Annotated in this window: 15 protein-coding genes; 7 read left to right on the top strand and 8 right to left on the bottom strand. The window is 38.2% G+C overall.

Going from position 1 to position 18,394, the window contains the following annotated elements; translation table 11 throughout:
* Positions 1-5: 5 nt before the first annotated feature.
* Positions 6-752: a metal ABC transporter ATP-binding protein gene (locus ACOZBY_RS07555; protein ID WP_012295214.1), complete on the bottom strand. Its 747-nt coding sequence runs from the start codon at positions 750-752 to the stop codon at positions 6-8.
* Positions 753-916: 164 nt separating this feature from the next.
* Here ACOZBY_RS07555 and ACOZBY_RS07550 point away from each other — a divergent pair, with 164 nt between their 5' ends.
* On the top strand, positions 917-1,153 hold the full coding sequence (locus ACOZBY_RS07550) for a Nif11 family protein (RefSeq protein WP_012295215.1): 237 nt from the start codon (positions 917-919) through the stop codon (positions 1,151-1,153).
* A 49-nt stretch (positions 1,154-1,202) separates the two neighbouring features.
* Here ACOZBY_RS07550 and ACOZBY_RS07545 read toward each other — a convergent pair whose 3' ends face one another.
* Positions 1,203-2,096, bottom strand: coding sequence for a deoxyribonuclease IV (locus tag ACOZBY_RS07545; protein ID WP_031417006.1), 894 nt, complete (start codon positions 2,094-2,096; stop codon positions 1,203-1,205).
* Between the two features lie 12 nt (positions 2,097-2,108).
* Positions 2,109-3,410, bottom strand: coding sequence for a DEAD/DEAH box helicase (locus ACOZBY_RS07540; protein WP_031417008.1), 1,302 nt, complete (start codon positions 3,408-3,410; stop codon positions 2,109-2,111).
* A gap of 293 nt (positions 3,411-3,703) precedes the next feature.
* Between ACOZBY_RS07540 and ACOZBY_RS07535 the strand changes: the two genes are divergently transcribed.
* Positions 3,704-4,759 (top strand): 2,3-butanediol dehydrogenase, encoded by a 1,056-nt coding sequence (locus ACOZBY_RS07535; RefSeq protein WP_036216916.1) that lies wholly within the window; start codon positions 3,704-3,706, stop codon positions 4,757-4,759.
* A gap of 49 nt (positions 4,760-4,808) precedes the next feature.
* Here the strand turns inward: ACOZBY_RS07535 and kdpC are convergent, their stop codons facing one another.
* The 3 genes from kdpC to kdpA are packed head-to-tail and all read right to left on the bottom strand — an operon-like array spanning position 4,809 to position 9,239.
* On the bottom strand, positions 4,809-5,453 hold the full coding sequence (gene kdpC, locus ACOZBY_RS07530) for a potassium-transporting ATPase subunit KdpC (RefSeq protein WP_031417011.1): 645 nt from the start codon (positions 5,451-5,453) through the stop codon (positions 4,809-4,811).
* A gap of 12 nt (positions 5,454-5,465) precedes the next feature.
* A complete protein-coding gene (gene kdpB / locus ACOZBY_RS07525; RefSeq protein WP_099806042.1) occupies positions 5,466-7,529 on the bottom strand; it encodes a potassium-transporting ATPase subunit KdpB in 2,064 nt (687 codons plus the stop codon).
* Between the two features lie 15 nt (positions 7,530-7,544).
* Positions 7,545-9,239, bottom strand: coding sequence for a potassium-transporting ATPase subunit KdpA (gene kdpA, locus ACOZBY_RS07520; protein ID WP_031417013.1), 1,695 nt, complete (start codon positions 9,237-9,239; stop codon positions 7,545-7,547).
* A 367-nt stretch (positions 9,240-9,606) separates the two neighbouring features.
* On the opposite strand from kdpA, the gene ACOZBY_RS07515 reads away from it, so the two are divergent.
* From ACOZBY_RS07515 to ACOZBY_RS07500, 4 genes are all read left to right on the top strand, one after another.
* The gene (locus ACOZBY_RS07515) at positions 9,607-12,294 is read left to right on the top strand and encodes a DUF4118 domain-containing protein (RefSeq protein WP_422761916.1); all 2,688 of its coding nucleotides are present in this window, start codon (positions 9,607-9,609) and stop codon (positions 12,292-12,294) included.
* 8 nt (positions 12,295-12,302) lie between these two features.
* A complete protein-coding gene (locus ACOZBY_RS07510; RefSeq protein WP_012295223.1) occupies positions 12,303-13,007 on the top strand; it encodes a response regulator in 705 nt (234 codons plus the stop codon).
* 153 nt (positions 13,008-13,160) lie between these two features.
* Complete coding sequence (vrrA, locus tag ACOZBY_RS07505; RefSeq protein WP_036162144.1) at positions 13,161-13,664, top strand: VrrA/YqfQ family protein; 504 nt, start codon at positions 13,161-13,163, stop codon at positions 13,662-13,664.
* A gap of 74 nt (positions 13,665-13,738) precedes the next feature.
* Entirely contained in the window at positions 13,739-14,710 is a 972-nt protein-coding gene (locus ACOZBY_RS07500; protein WP_012295225.1) for a 4-hydroxy-3-methylbut-2-enyl diphosphate reductase, read from the top strand.
* 46 nt (positions 14,711-14,756) lie between these two features.
* Here ACOZBY_RS07500 and ACOZBY_RS07495 read toward each other — a convergent pair whose 3' ends face one another.
* Both ACOZBY_RS07495 and ACOZBY_RS07490 read right to left on the bottom strand, forming a co-directional pair.
* A complete protein-coding gene (locus ACOZBY_RS07495; RefSeq protein ID WP_012295226.1) occupies positions 14,757-15,458 on the bottom strand; it encodes a response regulator in 702 nt (233 codons plus the stop codon).
* 27 nt (positions 15,459-15,485) lie between these two features.
* On the bottom strand, positions 15,486-17,066 hold the full coding sequence (locus tag ACOZBY_RS07490; RefSeq protein ID WP_031417016.1) for a sensor histidine kinase: 1,581 nt from the start codon (positions 17,064-17,066) through the stop codon (positions 15,486-15,488).
* Positions 17,067-17,178: 112 nt separating this feature from the next.
* Between ACOZBY_RS07490 and ACOZBY_RS07485 the strand changes: the two genes are divergently transcribed.
* A complete protein-coding gene (locus tag ACOZBY_RS07485) occupies positions 17,179-18,228 on the top strand; it encodes a TRAP transporter substrate-binding protein (protein ID WP_012295228.1) in 1,050 nt (349 codons plus the stop codon).
* Positions 18,229-18,394 lie beyond the last annotated feature (166 nt).

Here is an 18,394-nt window from a genome sequence, read left to right as displayed (position 1 = left end):
TCCTTCTAATGAATCTTTCTCACAGAATGGCCATACCAAGCATCTAGCGCACCCTGGGAAATATTATCAAATTCATTTTTGTAGCCATGGAAGTGAATCGTTTGATTTAAACAAGCCACATGGCTAATGCGATTAGATACGGTATCGACATCATGTGTGACAAGAATCATTGTAATTCCCTGTTCCCGATTTAATTTCGCCAGCATATCATAAAATGACTGCACGTTCTCGTGATCAATACCAACAGTCGGTTCATCTAAAATAAGTAATTTGGGATCACTGACTAAAGCTCTCGCAATAAACACTCGTTGCTGTTGTCCACCTGATAATTCACCAATATTACGATGTTCAAATGCATCCATACCAACTGCCTTTAACGCTTCTTGAACTTTTCCTTTAGCTTCTCGTCCAGGTCTTTTAAATAGCCCTAATTTTTTCGTTAATCCACTTTTCACGACCTCTTGCACGGTTGCTGGGAATCCTGAATTAAAGGCATTGGATTTTTGTGAAACATAACCGATCCATTCTCGATGTTTAAACGTTGCACTTGGTTCACCAAAAAGCTTTATTTCTCCCGAAAGAGGCTTCAATAAACCTAAAAGGATTTTTAATAACGTTGATTTCCCCGAACCGTTTGGGCCGAGTAGCGCTAAAAAATCGCCCTCTTCTACACGAAAGGAAATATTTTTTAAAACTTGTGTATAGTCATATTGAAATGACACATTTTCAATGTCAATTAATGTTGTTTTCATGCATGATCGCTTCTTTCTAATTCAAAATCATTACGATTTACAAGTTGTAAGTATATAGGAAAGTGCAGTTTTTGTAAAGAAAAGAAGATGTCTATTCTTTTTGAATGAGGAAATGGCGACCGTTTAAAGCATTTGATTAACCATATCATAAAGGAGGATTGACTTTGAGTATTCAATTTTTACAGCAATTGGCACAAAGCACGGATAAGGAAATTGTCGCGATTGCTCGTGAAGAGGGCTTTGACATTACAACTTCTGAAGTAAAAAAACTTCGGCCTTATTTGGAGCAATTCTCATTTTCCTGGCTTTTTTTAGGCATTCCTAAAGATATTTTAGTTGAAGTGGAGGCTGTTTTAGGAAGAAAGCGCTCTCGTCAGCTAATCGCACTTTTTACAAAATAACGTAATAAGGCCCAACATCAGCACTGTGGCTGGATGTTGGGCTTCTTTGTTAGCCTTTTAAAGCCTCGATAAGCTCAGGCTTAAATGTACTGCTGCGCAGCATATCAATTTCAGCTTTGTATGGAGCTGATTTTGATTTGGCATCACTAGCAAGTGGAACGAATGGTGTTTCTAAAATTTTAGGAATCGCCATTAATTGTGGATGGTGCACAACATAGTTCAAGGCATCAAAACCAATGTGACCAAAGCCGATATTTTCGTGACGGTCTTTAGCAGCGCCTCGCACATTTTTTGAATCATTAATGTGCAGAACTTTGATGCGATCAACACCTATTAATTTATCAAATTCGTTGAGAACACCATCGAAATCCTCGACAATGTTATAGCCAGCATCGTGTGTATGACAAGTATCAAAGCATACAGAAAGACGTTCGTTATGAGTGACACCGTCTATGATTTTAGCTAACTCTTCAAAGGAACGGCCACATTCTGTTCCTTTCCCTGCCATTGTTTCTAATGCAATTTGGACGGGATAATCTTGCGACAATACTTCATTTAAGCCTTCAATAATTTTGGCAATCCCTGCATCTGCCCCAGCACCCACATGTGCACCAGGATGCAAGACAATTTGTGTTGCCTCTAATGCTGCTGTACGTTCAATTTCCGACTGTAAAAAATCTACACCGAGTCGAAAAGTTTCTGGTTTTTCCGTATTGCCAATATTGATGATATAAGGAGCATGAACAACAATATTAGTCATGCCATGCTCTTTCATATGAAGGAGACCATTCATAATGTTCAGATCGGCAATCGCTTTCCGACGTGTGTTTTGTGGCGCTCCTGTATAGATCATAAATGTATTAGCTCCGTACGATAATGCCTCTTTACTAGAGCCAAGTAACATTTCTTTCCCACTCATCGAAACATGTGAGCCAAGTAGCATGTAAAAGCCCCCTTATTTTTTTCCTCTCGCTTTTAAGCGGCGTTCGCGTTTTTTAATTTTTTCCATTTCCCATTTCATATTACGCTTATAGCCTGGTTTCACCTTTTTAGGTTTACGCACCAACGCCTTCGCTTTCACATCTATTTCATTCTCTTGTTTAACACGATTTTTACGGGCATGACGCTCTTTTAACTCAGACCATTCTCCATTTTTAACGTCCATTTGCACAAATGGAATACCCATTTTTTCCACACGTACTACTGCATCCTCTTCAGATGGCTCAAATAATGTAATGGCTGTTCCTTTATTACCTGCACGAGCAGTACGTCCTACACGGTGAATAAAGAATTCTAAATCCTCAGGGATTTCATAGTTAATGACATGAGAAATTCCTTGAATATCAATTCCACGTGCCGCCAAATCTGTTGCAACAATATATTGATATTCGAGATCACGAATTTGCTTCATCATTTTCTTACGATCACGTGGGCTTAAATCACCATGGATTTGTCCACAACGGATACCATGCTCATTTAAATAACCAGCAACATGCTCAGCCGATTTACGTGTATTTGTAAAAATAACAGCCAAAAATGGATTGATGCCTTCAATGACTTCTAATAAACGTTTATTACGTGATTTAGAACGAACAGGTACAAGCATAAAATCAATGCCCTCTGCCACAGGTCGTTTATCGTTCATGTGTACATGGACAGGTGCGTCCATATATTTTTTTAAGAAAGGCTGTAGCTTTTCTGGGATTGTTGCTGAAAATACGAACATTTCAAGTTTCTCTGGCATTTGAGATGCAAATCCATCAATTTCCTCAATAAAGCCCATATCGAAAGCTAAATCTGCTTCATCAACAACTAGAATTGGTGCCGTATGCACAAATAACGCTTGTGCTGAAACAAGGTCACGAATACGTCCAGGTGTTCCAACAACAATTTGAGGTTGCGTTTTTAACTTATCAATAGAGCGTTGTTTGTCCGTACCCCCAATAAAAAGTTTTGCCTGTATAGCTGTTCCTTCTATTAATTGATTCAATGCATCATAAATTTGCTGTGCCAGCTCACGTGTAGGAGAAGTAATAACGGCCTGTACTTCCTGTTTCTCTACATCAATACGTTGAACAATCGGAATTAAAAAACTATGTGTTTTCCCTGTTCCTGTATGTGCCTGTCCAATGGCACTCTTCCCTTTTAATATTAATGGAATAATTTCTTTTTGAATTGGTGTCGGTTCTGTAAAGCCAAGTTCTGCAATGGCGTCCTGCAAAAATGGCTGAAAATTATAATCAGTATATTTTGACATCATTCGTTCCTCCTAACATCTTTTTTCATTGTACCATGATTCGAACTTTAAGGTATATTTACATCCTATTCTTACAAGCATAAACATAATTTTATCGTTTTATGATCACCGTAACAAAGCCCTTATCAAAGGTACTTGAAATACGGAGAATATGCAATCAAAAAAGCGCTGTATCAATACTCGAAAAAGCTGGGTATATGTAAATTTTATGTCAATTTATAGGGAGCTAATGATTAGCATTATTCCCACATGTTATGATAGAGCTGTAAGATATTATAGGAGGTTGATAGATGATGAAAGCAGCAAGATGGTATAAAGCAAAAGACATCCGTGTAGAAAATATTGATGAACCAGTCATTGCACCTGGAAAAGTAAAAATTAAAGTACATTGGACAGGAATTTGTGGTAGTGATTTACATGAATACGCAGCTGGTCCAATCTTTATTCCTGTGGAGCAACCTCACTATGTAAGTAAAGATATCGCGCCAATTGTAATGGGACATGAATTCTCAGGCCAAGTAGTTGAAATTGGTGATGGTGTAACATCCGTAAAAGTGGGAGATCCTGTCGTAGTTGAACCGATTCTTTCCTGTGGCGAATGTGCTGCCTGTAAAAAAGGTAAATATAATATTTGTAAGCATTTAGGCTTCCACGGTCTTTCAGGCGGTGGTGGTGGATTCTCTGAATTTACAATGGTAGACGAAAAATTGGTTCACAAAATGCCCGAAGGACTTTCCTACGAGCAAGGCGCATTGGTCGAACCTGCAGCGGTAGCCCTACACGCAGTACGCCAAAGTAAATTAAAAGCAGGCGATAAAGCAGCTGTCTTTGGAACAGGTCCAATCGGGCTTCTTGTCATTGAAGCGTTACGTGCTGCAGGCGCGTCAGAGATATATGCCGTAGAGCTTTCAGCAGAGCGTGCCGCTAAAGCATTAGAACTAGGTGCTACAGCAGTGATTAATCCTAAAGAGGAGGACGCGGTAGCTCGTCTACATGAATTAACAAATGGTGGCGTTGATGTAGCATTTGAAGTAACAGGTGTTCCAGTAGTATTACAGCAAGCTATAGATTCCACAACTTTTGAAGGTGAAACCATTATTGTTTCTATTTGGGAAACTGACGCATCTATTCTGCCAAACAATATCGTACTAACTGAACGTTCTGTTAAAGGTATTATTGCTTATCGCGATATTTTCCCAGCAGTGATGGAATTAATGAAGCAAGGTTACTTCCCTGCTGATAAACTTGTAACAAAACGTATAGCTCTTGAAGAGGTCGTAACAGAGGGCTTTGAGGCATTAATGAAAGAGCGAAACCATATTAAAATCCTTGTTAATTCACAAGCTTAATATATAGAAAGACAGGTGGAGAAGCTTTCTCTACCTGTCTTTCATTTTTTTAATCCTTAGTACTCTCCATTTTTTTCATAATATCTATATTCGCCATAAGGAAGTTCACCTTATGTTCTCCCAATACTCCAAATGTACGTTTTTCTATATTTGCCTCTATAATTTTATTAATGTCTTCCTTAGAAAGCCCACTTGCTTGGGCAATTCGATCCACCTGTATTTGTGCTGCCTTCACACTAATATGGGGGTCCAACCCTGAACCTGAGGCAGTCATTAGATCCGATGGTATATCTTGCCGTTGTACGGTTGGATTTGCAAGTAAAAACCTCTCGATATCCCCCTCTATTCGTTTCTTCAATTCTGGATTGGTTGGTGCATAGTTAAATGTACCTGAGCTTACACCACTATAGTTCACCTGGTCATTGTCATCAGGTAGCGTATCCTCTGTCGTATAAACATTATAGTTAACGGATGAGACACGCCCCCAGAAATATTCTGGAGCGGTAAAGCTTTGACCAATTAATACAGAACCAACCGCTTGATCGTCCATTTCTATTAAACTGCCATTTGCTTTGTGAGGAAACACCCCTTGAGCTAAGGCTGTCACGGCAAACGGATATATTAAACCACATATAATGAACATGGTTATTGTCACAAATAATGCCTGCTTGGAGTTCTCAATAATTTTTCGCATACAGCTTCCTCCCTATAATCCAACTATACGAAATAGTGGTCCTACTAGTAGATCAATGATCTTAATGCCAATAAAGGGGGCTATTATTCCACCCATACCATACACAAGTAAATTTTTATTTAATAATTTTGCAGCACTCATTGGCTTATACTTTACCCCTCTCATGGCAATTGGAATAAGCAATGGAATAATGATTGCATTAAAAATCAAGGCAGAAATAATGGCACTTGTAGGTGAATTGAGATTCATAATATTTAGTGCCTTCATCTCAGGCACAGCGACCATTAGCATAGCTGGAATAATGGCAAAATATTTTGCGATATCATTTGCAATACTAAATGTGGTTAAGGCACCGCGAGTCATTAGCAATTGCTTGCCAATTTCTACAACTTCAATAATTTTAGTTGGATTTGAATCTAAATCTACCATATTCGCAGCTTCCTTTGCTGCATTTGTTCCTGAATTCATAGCAAGCCCTACATTCGCCTGTGCCAGTGCAGGCGCATCATTCGTCCCATCACCAGTCATAGCTACAACCTTACCCTGTGCCTGCTCATCTTTAATCACTTGAATTTTATCCTCAGGCTTACTTTCTGCAATAAAGCTATCTACTCCTGCTTCCTTTGCAATAGCTGCAGCAGTAAGTGGATTATCTCCCGTACACATAACCGTTTTAATCCCCATTGCACGAAGCTGGTCAAATCGCTCCTTCAGTCCAGCCTTGACGACATCCTTTAAGTAAATTACGCCTAGAATTTTATCATTTAACGCTACTAACAGTGGTGTCCCCCCAACAGAAGAGACTTGTTGAACCAATTGATCTAAATTGCTAGGAATGCTATGCCCAGCTTTCATACTTTCTTTTTTGATCGTATCAGAGGCTCCTTTTCGAACTTTTGTGCCATCGACTTTATCTAAACCACTCATGCGTGTCTGTGCTGTAAATGGAACATGCTTACTTGACTTAATAATCATTTCTTCACCGTCTGAATTGACCCCTAATTCGCAGGCCAGTGATAAAATAGATTTCCCCTCTGGTGTATCGTCTGTTAGTGAACTAAGCCATGCAGCTTGAATTAAATCCTGACTTTCCACTCCTTTAACGGGTAGAAACTCAGCCGCCATACGATTTCCATAAGTGATCGTTCCTGTTTTATCTAAGATTAACGTATCCACATCTCCACATGCCTCTACCGCTCTGCCAGACATCGCTATAACATTAAATTGTGTTACGCGGTCCATTCCTGCAATACCAATCGCCGATAATAATCCACCAATCGTTGTCGGTATTAAACAAACGGTCAGGGCAATTAGCGTAGCGATAGAAATCGGTACATTTAAATAAGTTGTCATAGGATATAGTGACACCACAACCAAAAGGAAGATAATTGTTAAACTTACTAGAAGTGTATTGAGTGCTATTTCATTTGGCGTTTTCTTTCGACTGGCTCCTTCAATAAGCGTTATCATTTTATCTAAAAATGATTCACCAGGCATGGAAGTGATTTCAATCATCAGCCAATCACTTGTTACCGTCGTCCCCCCCGTCACTGACGAGAAATCTCCTCCCCGTTCTTTCACTACAGGAGCTGATTCACCAGTAATTGCGGATTCATCTACAGTAGCAATTCCATCAATGACTTCACCATCATTAGGAATGATCTCTCCAGCTTGAACTAATACAATATCTCCTTTTTTTAATTCATGGGCCAATTTAAAAATTTCAGAACCATCATGAAGCAAAACACGTGCCTGTGTCACTGTCTTTGTTTTTTTTAATGTTTGAACCTGTGCTTTCCCTCTCCCTTCTGCAATCGACTCTGCTAAATTTGCAAATAGAATCGTAACAAAAAGGATAATAGCTACAATCCCATTATATAATCGTGCATGTTCTCCCCCCTCATCACCAAACAAATTTGGAAAAAGAACTAACAGTAACACAAACAAAAACCCTACCTCTACGACAAACATAACAGGATTTTTCAGCATATATAGGGGGCTAAATTTTTTTAAAGCTTCTATTAATGCTCTTTTTAGTATGATGCCAGTCATAAAACTTTTTCTTACTGTTTCCATATGTGTCTCTCCTCATTAAGAATAAAGTTGTAAATGCTCGGTAATTGGACCAAGTGCTAAAGCTGGTAAAAAGGTCAGCGCACCAATCATCAAAACAATAGCAACTAGTAAAAAAGTAAAGGTAGTCGTATCCGTTTTTAATGTTCCTACTGAATCACTATGCCTTACTTTATTAGCAAGTAAAGAGGCTATAGCTAATTGAATAATGATGGTTAAATAACGACCAAAGAACATAGCCAGCCCTGTAGTTACATTCCAAAATGTTGAATTATCCGCTAACCCTTCGAAGCCAGAGCCGTTGTTGGCAGAGGCGGAGGCGAATTCATATAGTACTTGTGATAATCCATGTGCCCCTGGATTCGTTATTCCAGCTATTCCAGATGGTGTCGCAACCGCAAGTGCTGAAAATAGCAAGATAATAGCAGGATGAATTAGAATACAAAGAGCAATTAATTTCATTTCTTTTTCTTCAATTTTTTTACCTAAAAACTGTGGAGATCGACCAATCATTAAACAGGCAATGAAAATGGTAAGTAAAACATACATCATCATGTTCATCAGGCCAACTCCTTTACCACCGAACACAACATTGAGCATCATATTAAACATAGGCACTAGACCACCAAGTGGCGTTAATGTATCATGCATGTTGTTAATTGACCCTGTAGTAAATGCGGTCGTAACGGTCGTAAATAATGCTGATTGCGCTACTCCAAAGCGCATTTCTTTGCCTTCCATACTCCCAAGCTCCTGCGTAATGCCGAGTTCACTAATGAATGGATTACCTGCCTTCTCTGCTATGTACACAGTCACTAATCCCACGAGGAACAATATACTCATCGCAGTAAAAATAGCTAGCCCCTGTTTTCCAAAAATAGTTTTCTTTTTTCTGTAGGCGACCATCAGACTAAAAGCAACGACACATGCCCCTGGTAATAACATCATAGATAATATCTCTACTATATTTGATAGAACAGTTGGATTTTCAAAAGGTGTGGTTGAATTTGCTCCGTTAAAACCGCCACCATTTGTCCCTATATGCTTAATAGATTCAAGAGAAGCAATAGGTCCAAGTGCAATATCTTGTAACTTGCCCTCTATTGTTTGTACTGTTTGATTGCCCTCAATGGTTTGTGGTGATCCTTGTGATACTAAAATAAGAGCCACAACAATGGAAAAAGGCATTAAAATGCGAGTAATAACACGAACAAAATCGACAAAAAAATTACCTATCGTATCTGTTTTAGCAACCAATCTACGACAGAAAGCCATACAAGCTGCATAACCAGTAGCTGCTGATGTAAACATCATAAAAGTAATGACTAGCATCTGTGATAAATAACTGAGTCCAGATTCACCACTATAATGTTGAAGATTTGTATTCGTTATAAAGGAAATAATCGTGTTAAATGAAAGGGTAGCTTCCATGTTGTTAATGTTATTTGGATTTAAAACTAGTAATGCTTGAATGCGTAGAATGATATACCCTACAAACACCATCATGGCATTTGAAATAATTAATGAAAGTACATATTCTTTGCCCGTCATATTAACGCGTTTAATGCCGCAAACTTTATAAATTGCTGCATCGACTTTATCTAATAGAGGATCGAGCCATGTTTTTTGTTGCAACGTTACCCGATATAAATAATGACCCGTTAAGATAACGAGCGGTAAATAAATTATGAATACGATGGCTATTTGCCACATATTGTGTCCCTCCTGCCTTTAATAATCTTCTGGATAAAGTAATGCATGCCCTAAATAACCAAACAGAAATACGAGTACAACTCCCATAAAAATCCACATTTGCTATCCTCCTCATGACTCTTCTACTAGTTTGTAGCACCATACTGTTAACGCTAAAACGCAAGCGAAGCTTATAATCAATAAGCCCATCATAAAAAAATCCATCAATCGTAACACCCCTTCTCCTTAAGGATGCTCTCATCATACTGACTTTCAAATTAATGTAGTGTTAGGAAATCTTCTTTTCTATTAAGAAAGGATAAAGAAGTAAAATCTTTACACTTTCTTTATGAAAGTTAAGGCTATAATACAAATGAGGTGAAAGAGGATGGAAAATACACGTCCAACTCCAGAGATGTTTCTTGCGAGGCTTCAACAGGAGGAACATTCTATAGGGAAATTAAAAATCTTTCTCGGCTATGCTGCTGGGGTAGGTAAAACTTACGCTATGTTGGATGCGGCACATCAGGCGAAAAAACTCGGTAAAGATGTAGTGGTTGGCTATGTGGAACCGCACCCTCGTCCAGAAACGTTAGCATTACTAGAAGGACTTGAGCAAATCCCTACAAAGAAAATAACCTATAAGGGGAAAATTTTTCAGGAATTAGATATAGATGCGGTATTGCAGCGCAAACCAGAAATTGTCCTGATTGATGAATTGGCCCATTCTAATGTTCCATCAATGCGACACAAGAAGCGTTTTGGAGATGTTGAAGAACTACTTGCTAAAGGAATTCATGTTTTTACAACTGTAAATATTCAACATATTGAAAGTCTTCATGATTTAGTGGAAGAAATCACTGAGATTAAAGTGCGGGAGCGTATTCCTGATTATTTAATCGATCAAGCCGCGCAAATAAAGGTTGTCGACATTGAACCAGACGAATTAATTCAACGTCTGCAAGATGGGAAGGTATATGTCAAACAACAGGCAGAGAAAGCTTTAGATTCATTTTTCCGTAAGCAAAATTTAGTATCGCTACGGGAAATCGCATTACGGCGAACAGCCGATACCATCAACTATCAACAATTAAACAGTAATGAATCTGTCAGAAACTATGTACAAATCGAAGAACACTTACTTGTAGGTATAAGTAGTTCTCCTACAAATGGAAAAGTGATTCGGACTACTGCAAGGCTTGCTCAAGCATTACATGGCAAATTTACCGCTCTTTATGTTCAAAACACGCAGGCGCATGAAAGAAATCATGCTGATTCTGAACGCCTACAACAGTATATCAAGCTAGTAGAACAGCTTGGCGGTCATGTTGTCATTGTTCAAGAGGATGACATAGCTGCAGCCCTTGCCAACTATGCTCAAATTAGTGGTGTTACTAAACTTGTCATCGGTCGATCAAGTATGAGAAAAAAATGGTGGCAGCCTAACGCGAAAATTAGTGACCGTCTGAATGAATATGTGCCCAACTTATCTATACACATAGTACCTGATCAAGAAAATGAACAATTTTACTTTCCTCGTATAAAAAATAAACTGGCATTTGAATGGCTGGATCTTTTTAAAATGTTTATTGTATTTAGCGTAATATCCATAGTCGGCTTATATTTATATTCAATTGGTATTAGTGAGCCAAATATTATAACCATTTATATTCTAGGTGTTCTCATTCTTGCTATATGGTCATCAGGTTGGCTCATGAGCATCATTAGTTCCATCGTTGCTGTCTTACTTTTTAATTATTTTTTTACTGAACCACGGTTTTCATTTGATGCGTATCATCGTGACTATCCTATGACTTTTTTTATCATGTTTCTTTCTGGAGTAATTACAAGTAGCTTAACGAAGAAGATCAAGGAGCAAACGATTATAGCTATACGGAAATCTTATCGAATGGAAGTACTCCTTGAAACAAATCGTAGACTCCAACATGCGAAGTCAATTGAGGAAATTATTACGGAAGGTATGTCTCAAATTGTCAAATTAGTAGAAAAACCTGTGCAATTTTTTGAAATAGACAATCGGGTAATTGGGAAATCTACTTTTTTTCGTAACGACAAAATATCTACGATTGAAAATCAAAAAATAGCTACGCTTTTCAATAACCCAAACGAGCATGGCGTTGTGAACTGGGTGACGAATAATAAGCATGTAGCGGGTGTATCTACTGATATATTTCCTGAAGTACATGCTTACTATATACCCGTTATTTCTAATGGAAATGTTAGAGGGGTGATTGGTATTGCACTGTCTAAACTACTACCATTACCTGCATTTGAACGAAATATTTTACACGCTATCATTAATGATTTTTCATTCGCGATGGATAAATGGTATTTACAGAAGCTCCATGAAGAAGTAGCGCGAGAAGCTGAAATGGAACAGATGCGTGCTAACCTTTTACGGGCAATATCCCATGACCTTCGAACACCACTCACTGCTATTTCTGGAAATGCGGATATCTTACTGAACAACGCACCATTAATACCCGATATTGAAAAAAACAAATTGTATGAGGATATTTTTAATAATTCGAAATGGCTTGTACAAATGGTAGAAAACTTATTAGCTGTTTCTAGGCTAGAGGATGGACAATTTGCTTTAGAAATGCAGTTGGAATTAGTAGAAGATATCATTCAGGAGGCTCTTTCCCATGTTGTTCACCAAAACAGTTCACATAAAATATCTTATCAAATAGAACCAGAATTTTTGCTAAGCCTAATGGATGCTAGATTGATGATACAGGTTTTCATCAATATCATCGATAATGCATTGACTTACACCCCTCCAGGCAGTGATATAACTATTTTGGTGAAGGAATGTGATGGTTTAGTAAACTTCAGTATTTCAGATAATGGACCAGGAATTGATGATTCCTTAAAAAGTAGCTTGTTTGAGCCGTTTACAACTGGCAAGGTACAACGCAGTGATAGTAGACGAGGGCTCGGTTTAGGCTTAGCACTGTGTCAAACCATTTTAAAATTACATGGTAGTCAGATAACTGTTTCTGATAATAAACCTCAAGGAACCATTTTTAACTTTTCACTGAAAAAGGAGTAAGAAATTTGATGAATAAACGAATTCTTGTAGTAGAAGATGATGTGGCCATTGCCAATTTAATTAAAATGACATTAGCTACCCAGCATTATGAATTCGACATTGCCCAAGATGGGAACAGCGCACTTCAAAAGGCTATTACCATGAAACCAGATGTTTATATTTTAGATTTAGGACTACCGGACATAGATGGTGTAGAGCTTATTACAAAAATTAGAAGTTGGACGCAAACGCCCATTATTGTCGTCAGTGCGCGCGGAGAAGAATATGACAAAATTAACGCTCTGGATGCAGGTGCAGATGATTATGTCACAAAGCCATTCAGTGTGGAAGAATTATTAGCAAGAATTCGTGTTGCCTTAAGAAGAGCAGCGTATGAATATCCACCTGAACAGGAAAATGCAACTTTTACCAATGGCTATCTTCAAATTAATTACGTAGATCAAACGGTATTAGTGAATGGAAAGGAAATACATGTCACACCTATTGAATATAAACTTTTAGTTGTTTTATCCAAGCATGTTGGGAAAGTTTTAACCCATAATTTTATTTTAAAGGAAATCTGGCACAACGCTCTGCAATCAGATATTCCAAGTTTACGAGTGTTTATGGCGACACTTCGAAAAAAGATAGAAGATGACCCAGCACAGCCTAAACTAATACAGACACATGTGCGAGTCGGCTATCGAATGCTTCGCTATCATGAAGATGAATAAGATAGGAGAATTGTAGCAGAAGGCTTATTCGCCCTTCTGCTCTTTCATGGATGAATTCGTCTTATAAATTATCGCACCCTCCCATTAGCCTCTGCATATCATAGCTATAATCAGGTATGTCATCAATGAAAAACAAGTAGAAAGGAGATCATTATGGTATTTCGACCACCTTATCCATACCCTATGTATCCCGGTGGCATGAGAATGCCCATGCCAACACCACCACAGATGTCACCGCAGTCCTTTTTCCCGCCTGGAGGCTTCCCTGCTCAACCACGAATTCCAGGCGGCTTTCCAATGGCAAATGGAATAGGTTCCTTTGGAGGACAAATGCCGATGCCACCTGTGCAAGAACCATCTAAAATCGGTTCATTCTTACAACAAGCAAACAGTCTATTTAATTCCGCTAAAACTTATACACCATATATCCAACAAGCGATGCCAATGGTTAAAAATATACCGTCCTTATTAAAACTATATAAAGGATTCCAAGGACTACCTTCGACGGGAGGCGGAGCGGCTGGCGCTGATCGTGGAGGCAGTGAAAGCAAGGCTGCTGCTGGAAATAAACGATCAGCGAGGCAAAATACATCAGCATCATTTTCGCCTCCTGAACCAATTCCATCTAAACCACGTATTTTCCAGCCACCCATGTAAATGAACGTTTCTTTGTATTCGCCGCCCCTGTCCGTTATAATGTAGATAGGTAAAGCTTGAAAGGAGTCACAACCATGCAAGTATTAAAAATTAATCCACGTGGCTATTGCTACGGTGTTGTTGATGCGATGGTCATCGCACGAAACGCCGCACTCGATAAAACATTACCAAGACCTATCTACATTTTAGGAATGATTGTCCATAATAAACATGTCACAGACGCGTTCGAAGAAGATGGTATCATCACTTTAGACGGCGATAATCGCTTAGAAATTATCGAACAAGTTGAATCTGGTACTGTGATTTTCACAGCACATGGTGTTTCACCTGAAATTCGTGACATTGCGAAGCGTAAAGGCCTAGTGTCCATTGATGCTACATGTCCTGATGTAACAGTTACCCACGATTTAATTCGTGAAAAATCTGCAGAAGGCTATGATATTATTTATATTGGGAAAAAAGGACATCCGGAACCTGAGGGTGCCATTGGCGTTGCACCTGATCATGTCCATTTAGTTCAATCTTCCAATGATATTGATTCGTTAAATTTAACGAATGATAAGTTGCTTGTCACAAATCAAACGACAATGAGCCAATGGGATGTTGCCCATTTAATGGATAGTTTAAAAGAAAAGTTCCCACATATTGAGGTACACAAAGAGATTTGTTTAGCTACTCAAGTCCGTCAAGAAGCTGTCGCTCAGCAGGCAGGAGAAGCGGATCTATTGATTGTTGTAGGCGACCCTAAATCGAATAACTCCAATCGTTTAACGCAAGTTTCTGTTGAAATCGCTGGAACACCTTCCTATCGTATTGCGGACGTTTCAGAGCTTAAAATAGATTGGTTAAAAGGAATTAATAAAGTTGCTGTTACAGCAGGAGCTTCAACACCAACACCTATTGTCAAAGAGGTCATTTCATTCTTGGACCAATTTGATGAAAATGATCCATCCACACATGTTATCAAACGTACGGTGACATTAGATAAAATTCTACCGAAGATTAAAACACCTAAACCAGTCGATAAGATTATGCCCCATAAATGACGATAAAAAATCCTGATTGCTATTATGACAATCAGGATTTTTTTCTTTATTTACTAAAATAATAGTTTATCGGACGACCAATTCCACCATAATGGACATCCATCGTAATTTTTTCCTGTTTCTCTAAATAATCTAAATATCTTCTAGCTGTAACTCGGGCAATCCCGACCCCACTCGCTACATCTTCTGCTGATGCGCCATCTACCGATTGCAAAAAGTGCACCACCTTATCAAGGGTTGTACGATTAAAGCCTTTCGGAAGGTTTTTTTCTGTTTGTAACAAGATAGTCTGTTCCAAAGGTTTTTGCCCATCGCGATAATGGAATAATTGATCCAATTCGCCTTGTGTTAGCTCGCGTTCCGTTTGCGTTTGTTTTTTAAAGTGTAAATAATTTTCTAGGGTCCCTTTGACACGTTCAAACGAAAAGGGTTTCATAATATAATCAAAGACACCTAGGTGTAGTACTTGTTTCACCGTGTCCATATCATTCGCAGCCGTAACAGTGATGACATCTACTGGTAAGTCCAGCTCGCGTATTTTACGTAAACTAGTGATGCCATCTTGCTCCGGCATAAATATATCCATAAATACTAAGTCAGGCTGATGTTGACGAATTTGCGTAACCCCATCTAAGCCATTTGATGCTTGTCCAATCACTTGAAATTGATCTACCTTTTCAATAAATTGTCGATTTACCTCACGCACCATTGGATCATCCTCAATTAATAATACCTTAATTTTTACCACTATCAGCCCTCCATTCCAAATTAATGCTTACGCATAGTAAAACGTTATTAAAAAACTAGTCCCTTTATTTGGTTCACTGATGACTTCGATATCACCTTGTCCTTTTTCAACAATCTCTTTTATTAAAAATAGCCCTATGCCTCGGTAATTTTTCTCTTTTGTTGAATAGCCATTGTCAAAAATATGACTCTTGATCTCATCTGTCATGCCAACACCATTATCCGTCACAAGAATGGCTAATACATCCTCATCCTCATCGACAGAAACATGAATGACCTTCTCCTCCACCTGAGTATCCCTTAATGCATCAAAGGCATTTTCTATTAAATTCCCAAATAGAATGACGAAATCATGATGATCTAAATTAGGTGGAAAGGATGTTAAGCGACTTTCACGGTCAATTTCCAATCGAATCCCTTGTTCTTTGGCATAGGAAATTTTACTAAGCAATAGCCCTGAAATATTTTCATTTTTAATGCGTTCATTTAAAAAGTTAGTAATTTCATCATGTTCTTCCTTTACCTGTGTCAAGTAGGATAATGCCTGATCATGATGTCCAAGTTGTAAAAGCCCAGCTATCGTATGCAATTTATTTTTATGTTCATGAGTTTGAACACGAAGCGCTTGGACAAATGCTCGTACTCCTGTCAGTTCTTCAGCAAGCCTTTTCACTTCTGTACGATCTTTAAACATAGCCACTGCTCCCACAGTTTCTCCATTTACCTGTATGGGGATACGATTACTCATAATACTATGATCATTTATATATAGCTCACGGTTAAATAGTGGCTGATCAAGCTCTAAAATTTCAGGTAGCCTTGTATCCGGTAGGACGTGAAATATTTTCTGACCAATTAATTTGGATGGCTTTTCGTGAACCCCAAGTATTACACAGGCTTTCTCGTTAAAAATGGTAATGGTCAAATCATTATCGATGGCAATAATACCTTCATGCATCGCATTAAAGGTTTCCGTTCGTTCAACATACATTTTGGCAATTTCATGGGGCTCTAATCCAAACATTTGCTTTTTCATATGAAGCCCTAATGTTCGCGCACCCCATACGCTAAAGATTAGTGATAATAGTAACGTAATGATAAGCTCGGTCTGCATCGATTGCAGTAATTCCGCCACCGTCAAAACACTATATCCAACGACCGTAACACCTATTTGTTGTCCTTGATTGTTCATGATTGGTACAAACGCGCGAACCATGTTACCATGCTCCCCATGCGCGATTGATGTATAATAATGTTCAGAAAAAGCGGCATTTAAATCAGCCGATTGCGAAATGCTTCCAAGTTCCTCCCTGTTAGGGTGAGAATATTTCCGTCTTTTCGTATCCAAAACAACAATATATTGAGCACCATTTATATCTCGGATTTCTTCAACTACAGGGTTAATATGTTGTATGGCCATTTCCATGTTTTCATGGGCAATATAGGTTTTGATTTCGGGAAGCTGCGAGACTGTTTTAGCGACTAGTAACGCTTGGTCACTAAGCTTGCTCTTTTGCTCATTCATTACATATCCCAACAAAAAAGTACCACCAATACTAAAGGAAAGCATAAGAATAAAAAAAGTTAGCGACATAATTTTTCTTTGCATCGATAACTTCTGAAATTTCAAGATGCTCGCCTCCCCCCTACTATATTTTAGCTTACTCCATATGTTAGAATAACAAAAACAATAGAAAATACGAATTAATTGGGTGTATTCAATGAAAAAATTTATTATTGGAACGATTGTAACTGTCTTAATTTTAGTGATCACTATTAGTGTTCAACAAGGTTTACTTTTTGCTAAGCCGCTTCCCTACGATGATGAGCAGAAGGGATTAGACACACAGATTACCATCCATTTAAGTCATGTAGTAGCTGAAAATACGCCAAAAGGACAGGCTGCCAATAAATTTGCTGAATTAGTAGAAGAAAAGACAAAAGGGAAGGTCAAAGTACATGTTTACTCCAATTCCTCTTTATTTAATGATGAAAATGAGTTTCAAGCTTTGCAAAAGGGAGAAGTCGAAATGATTATCCCTACCTTTTCTAAAATGACCACGTATGTACCGAATTGGCAAGTTCTTGACTTACCCTACCTGTTTAATACAAATGAAGAAGTACAAGAAGTTCTGACAGGAACGATAGGTGATCAATTATTAAACGAGCTAGAAGCTATTCATATTAAAGGACTTGGCTTTTGGTACAACGGCTTTAAACATCTAACCTCTGTTGATCACCCCATTCATACATTTGAAGATTTACAGGGTTTACGCATCCGCACAATGCCTAGCAAAACATTGGAAAAGCAATTTGAAGTATTGAAAGCAACACCTATCCCGATTTCCTTTAGTGAGGTTTATACAGACCTAGAGAAACATGCCATTGATGCACAGGAAAATACAGCGTCAAATATTTATTCAAAAGGCTTCTACAAGGTTCAAAAACATATGACCATCACACAGCATGGTATTTTAGGATATGCGGTATTAATGAATGAAAACTTTTGGGATTCCCTACCCGTGAAAATTCAACATCAATTAGTGGAGGCTATGAAGGAAACAACAGATTGGCAGTTTGAACAGGCTGCCCGTATGAATGAACAAGATATGTTAAAGCTCAAACAGCAAGATGATTTTGATGTTTCTACAATGAGTCTCAAGGAAAGACAGCGCTTTAAGGAGCAACTCGCCCCTGTCTATGATTTTTATAGGGCTCAACTACAAAATGATTCCATTTTGACGGAGATTGAAAAAATTGTTGCACCCTAATACTTTTGTTCATTAATGATAGATCCTTACTTTTCGTAGGGATCTTTTCTTTTGTATTATAATAGATTCCGAAAAATCAAAACTACTATAAAACAGCTTAAAACCATTGCTATTACTGCATTTACCATCCCTATCATTGAAAAATGAACAAAATGAACAATAGAAA

Source organism: Lysinibacillus sp. NPDC056220 (genome assembly GCF_049315265.1).
Lineage (GTDB): Bacteria > Bacillota > Bacilli > Bacillales_A > Planococcaceae > Lysinibacillus > Lysinibacillus pinottii.
This window is presented reverse-complemented; position numbering and strand designations above follow the sequence as displayed.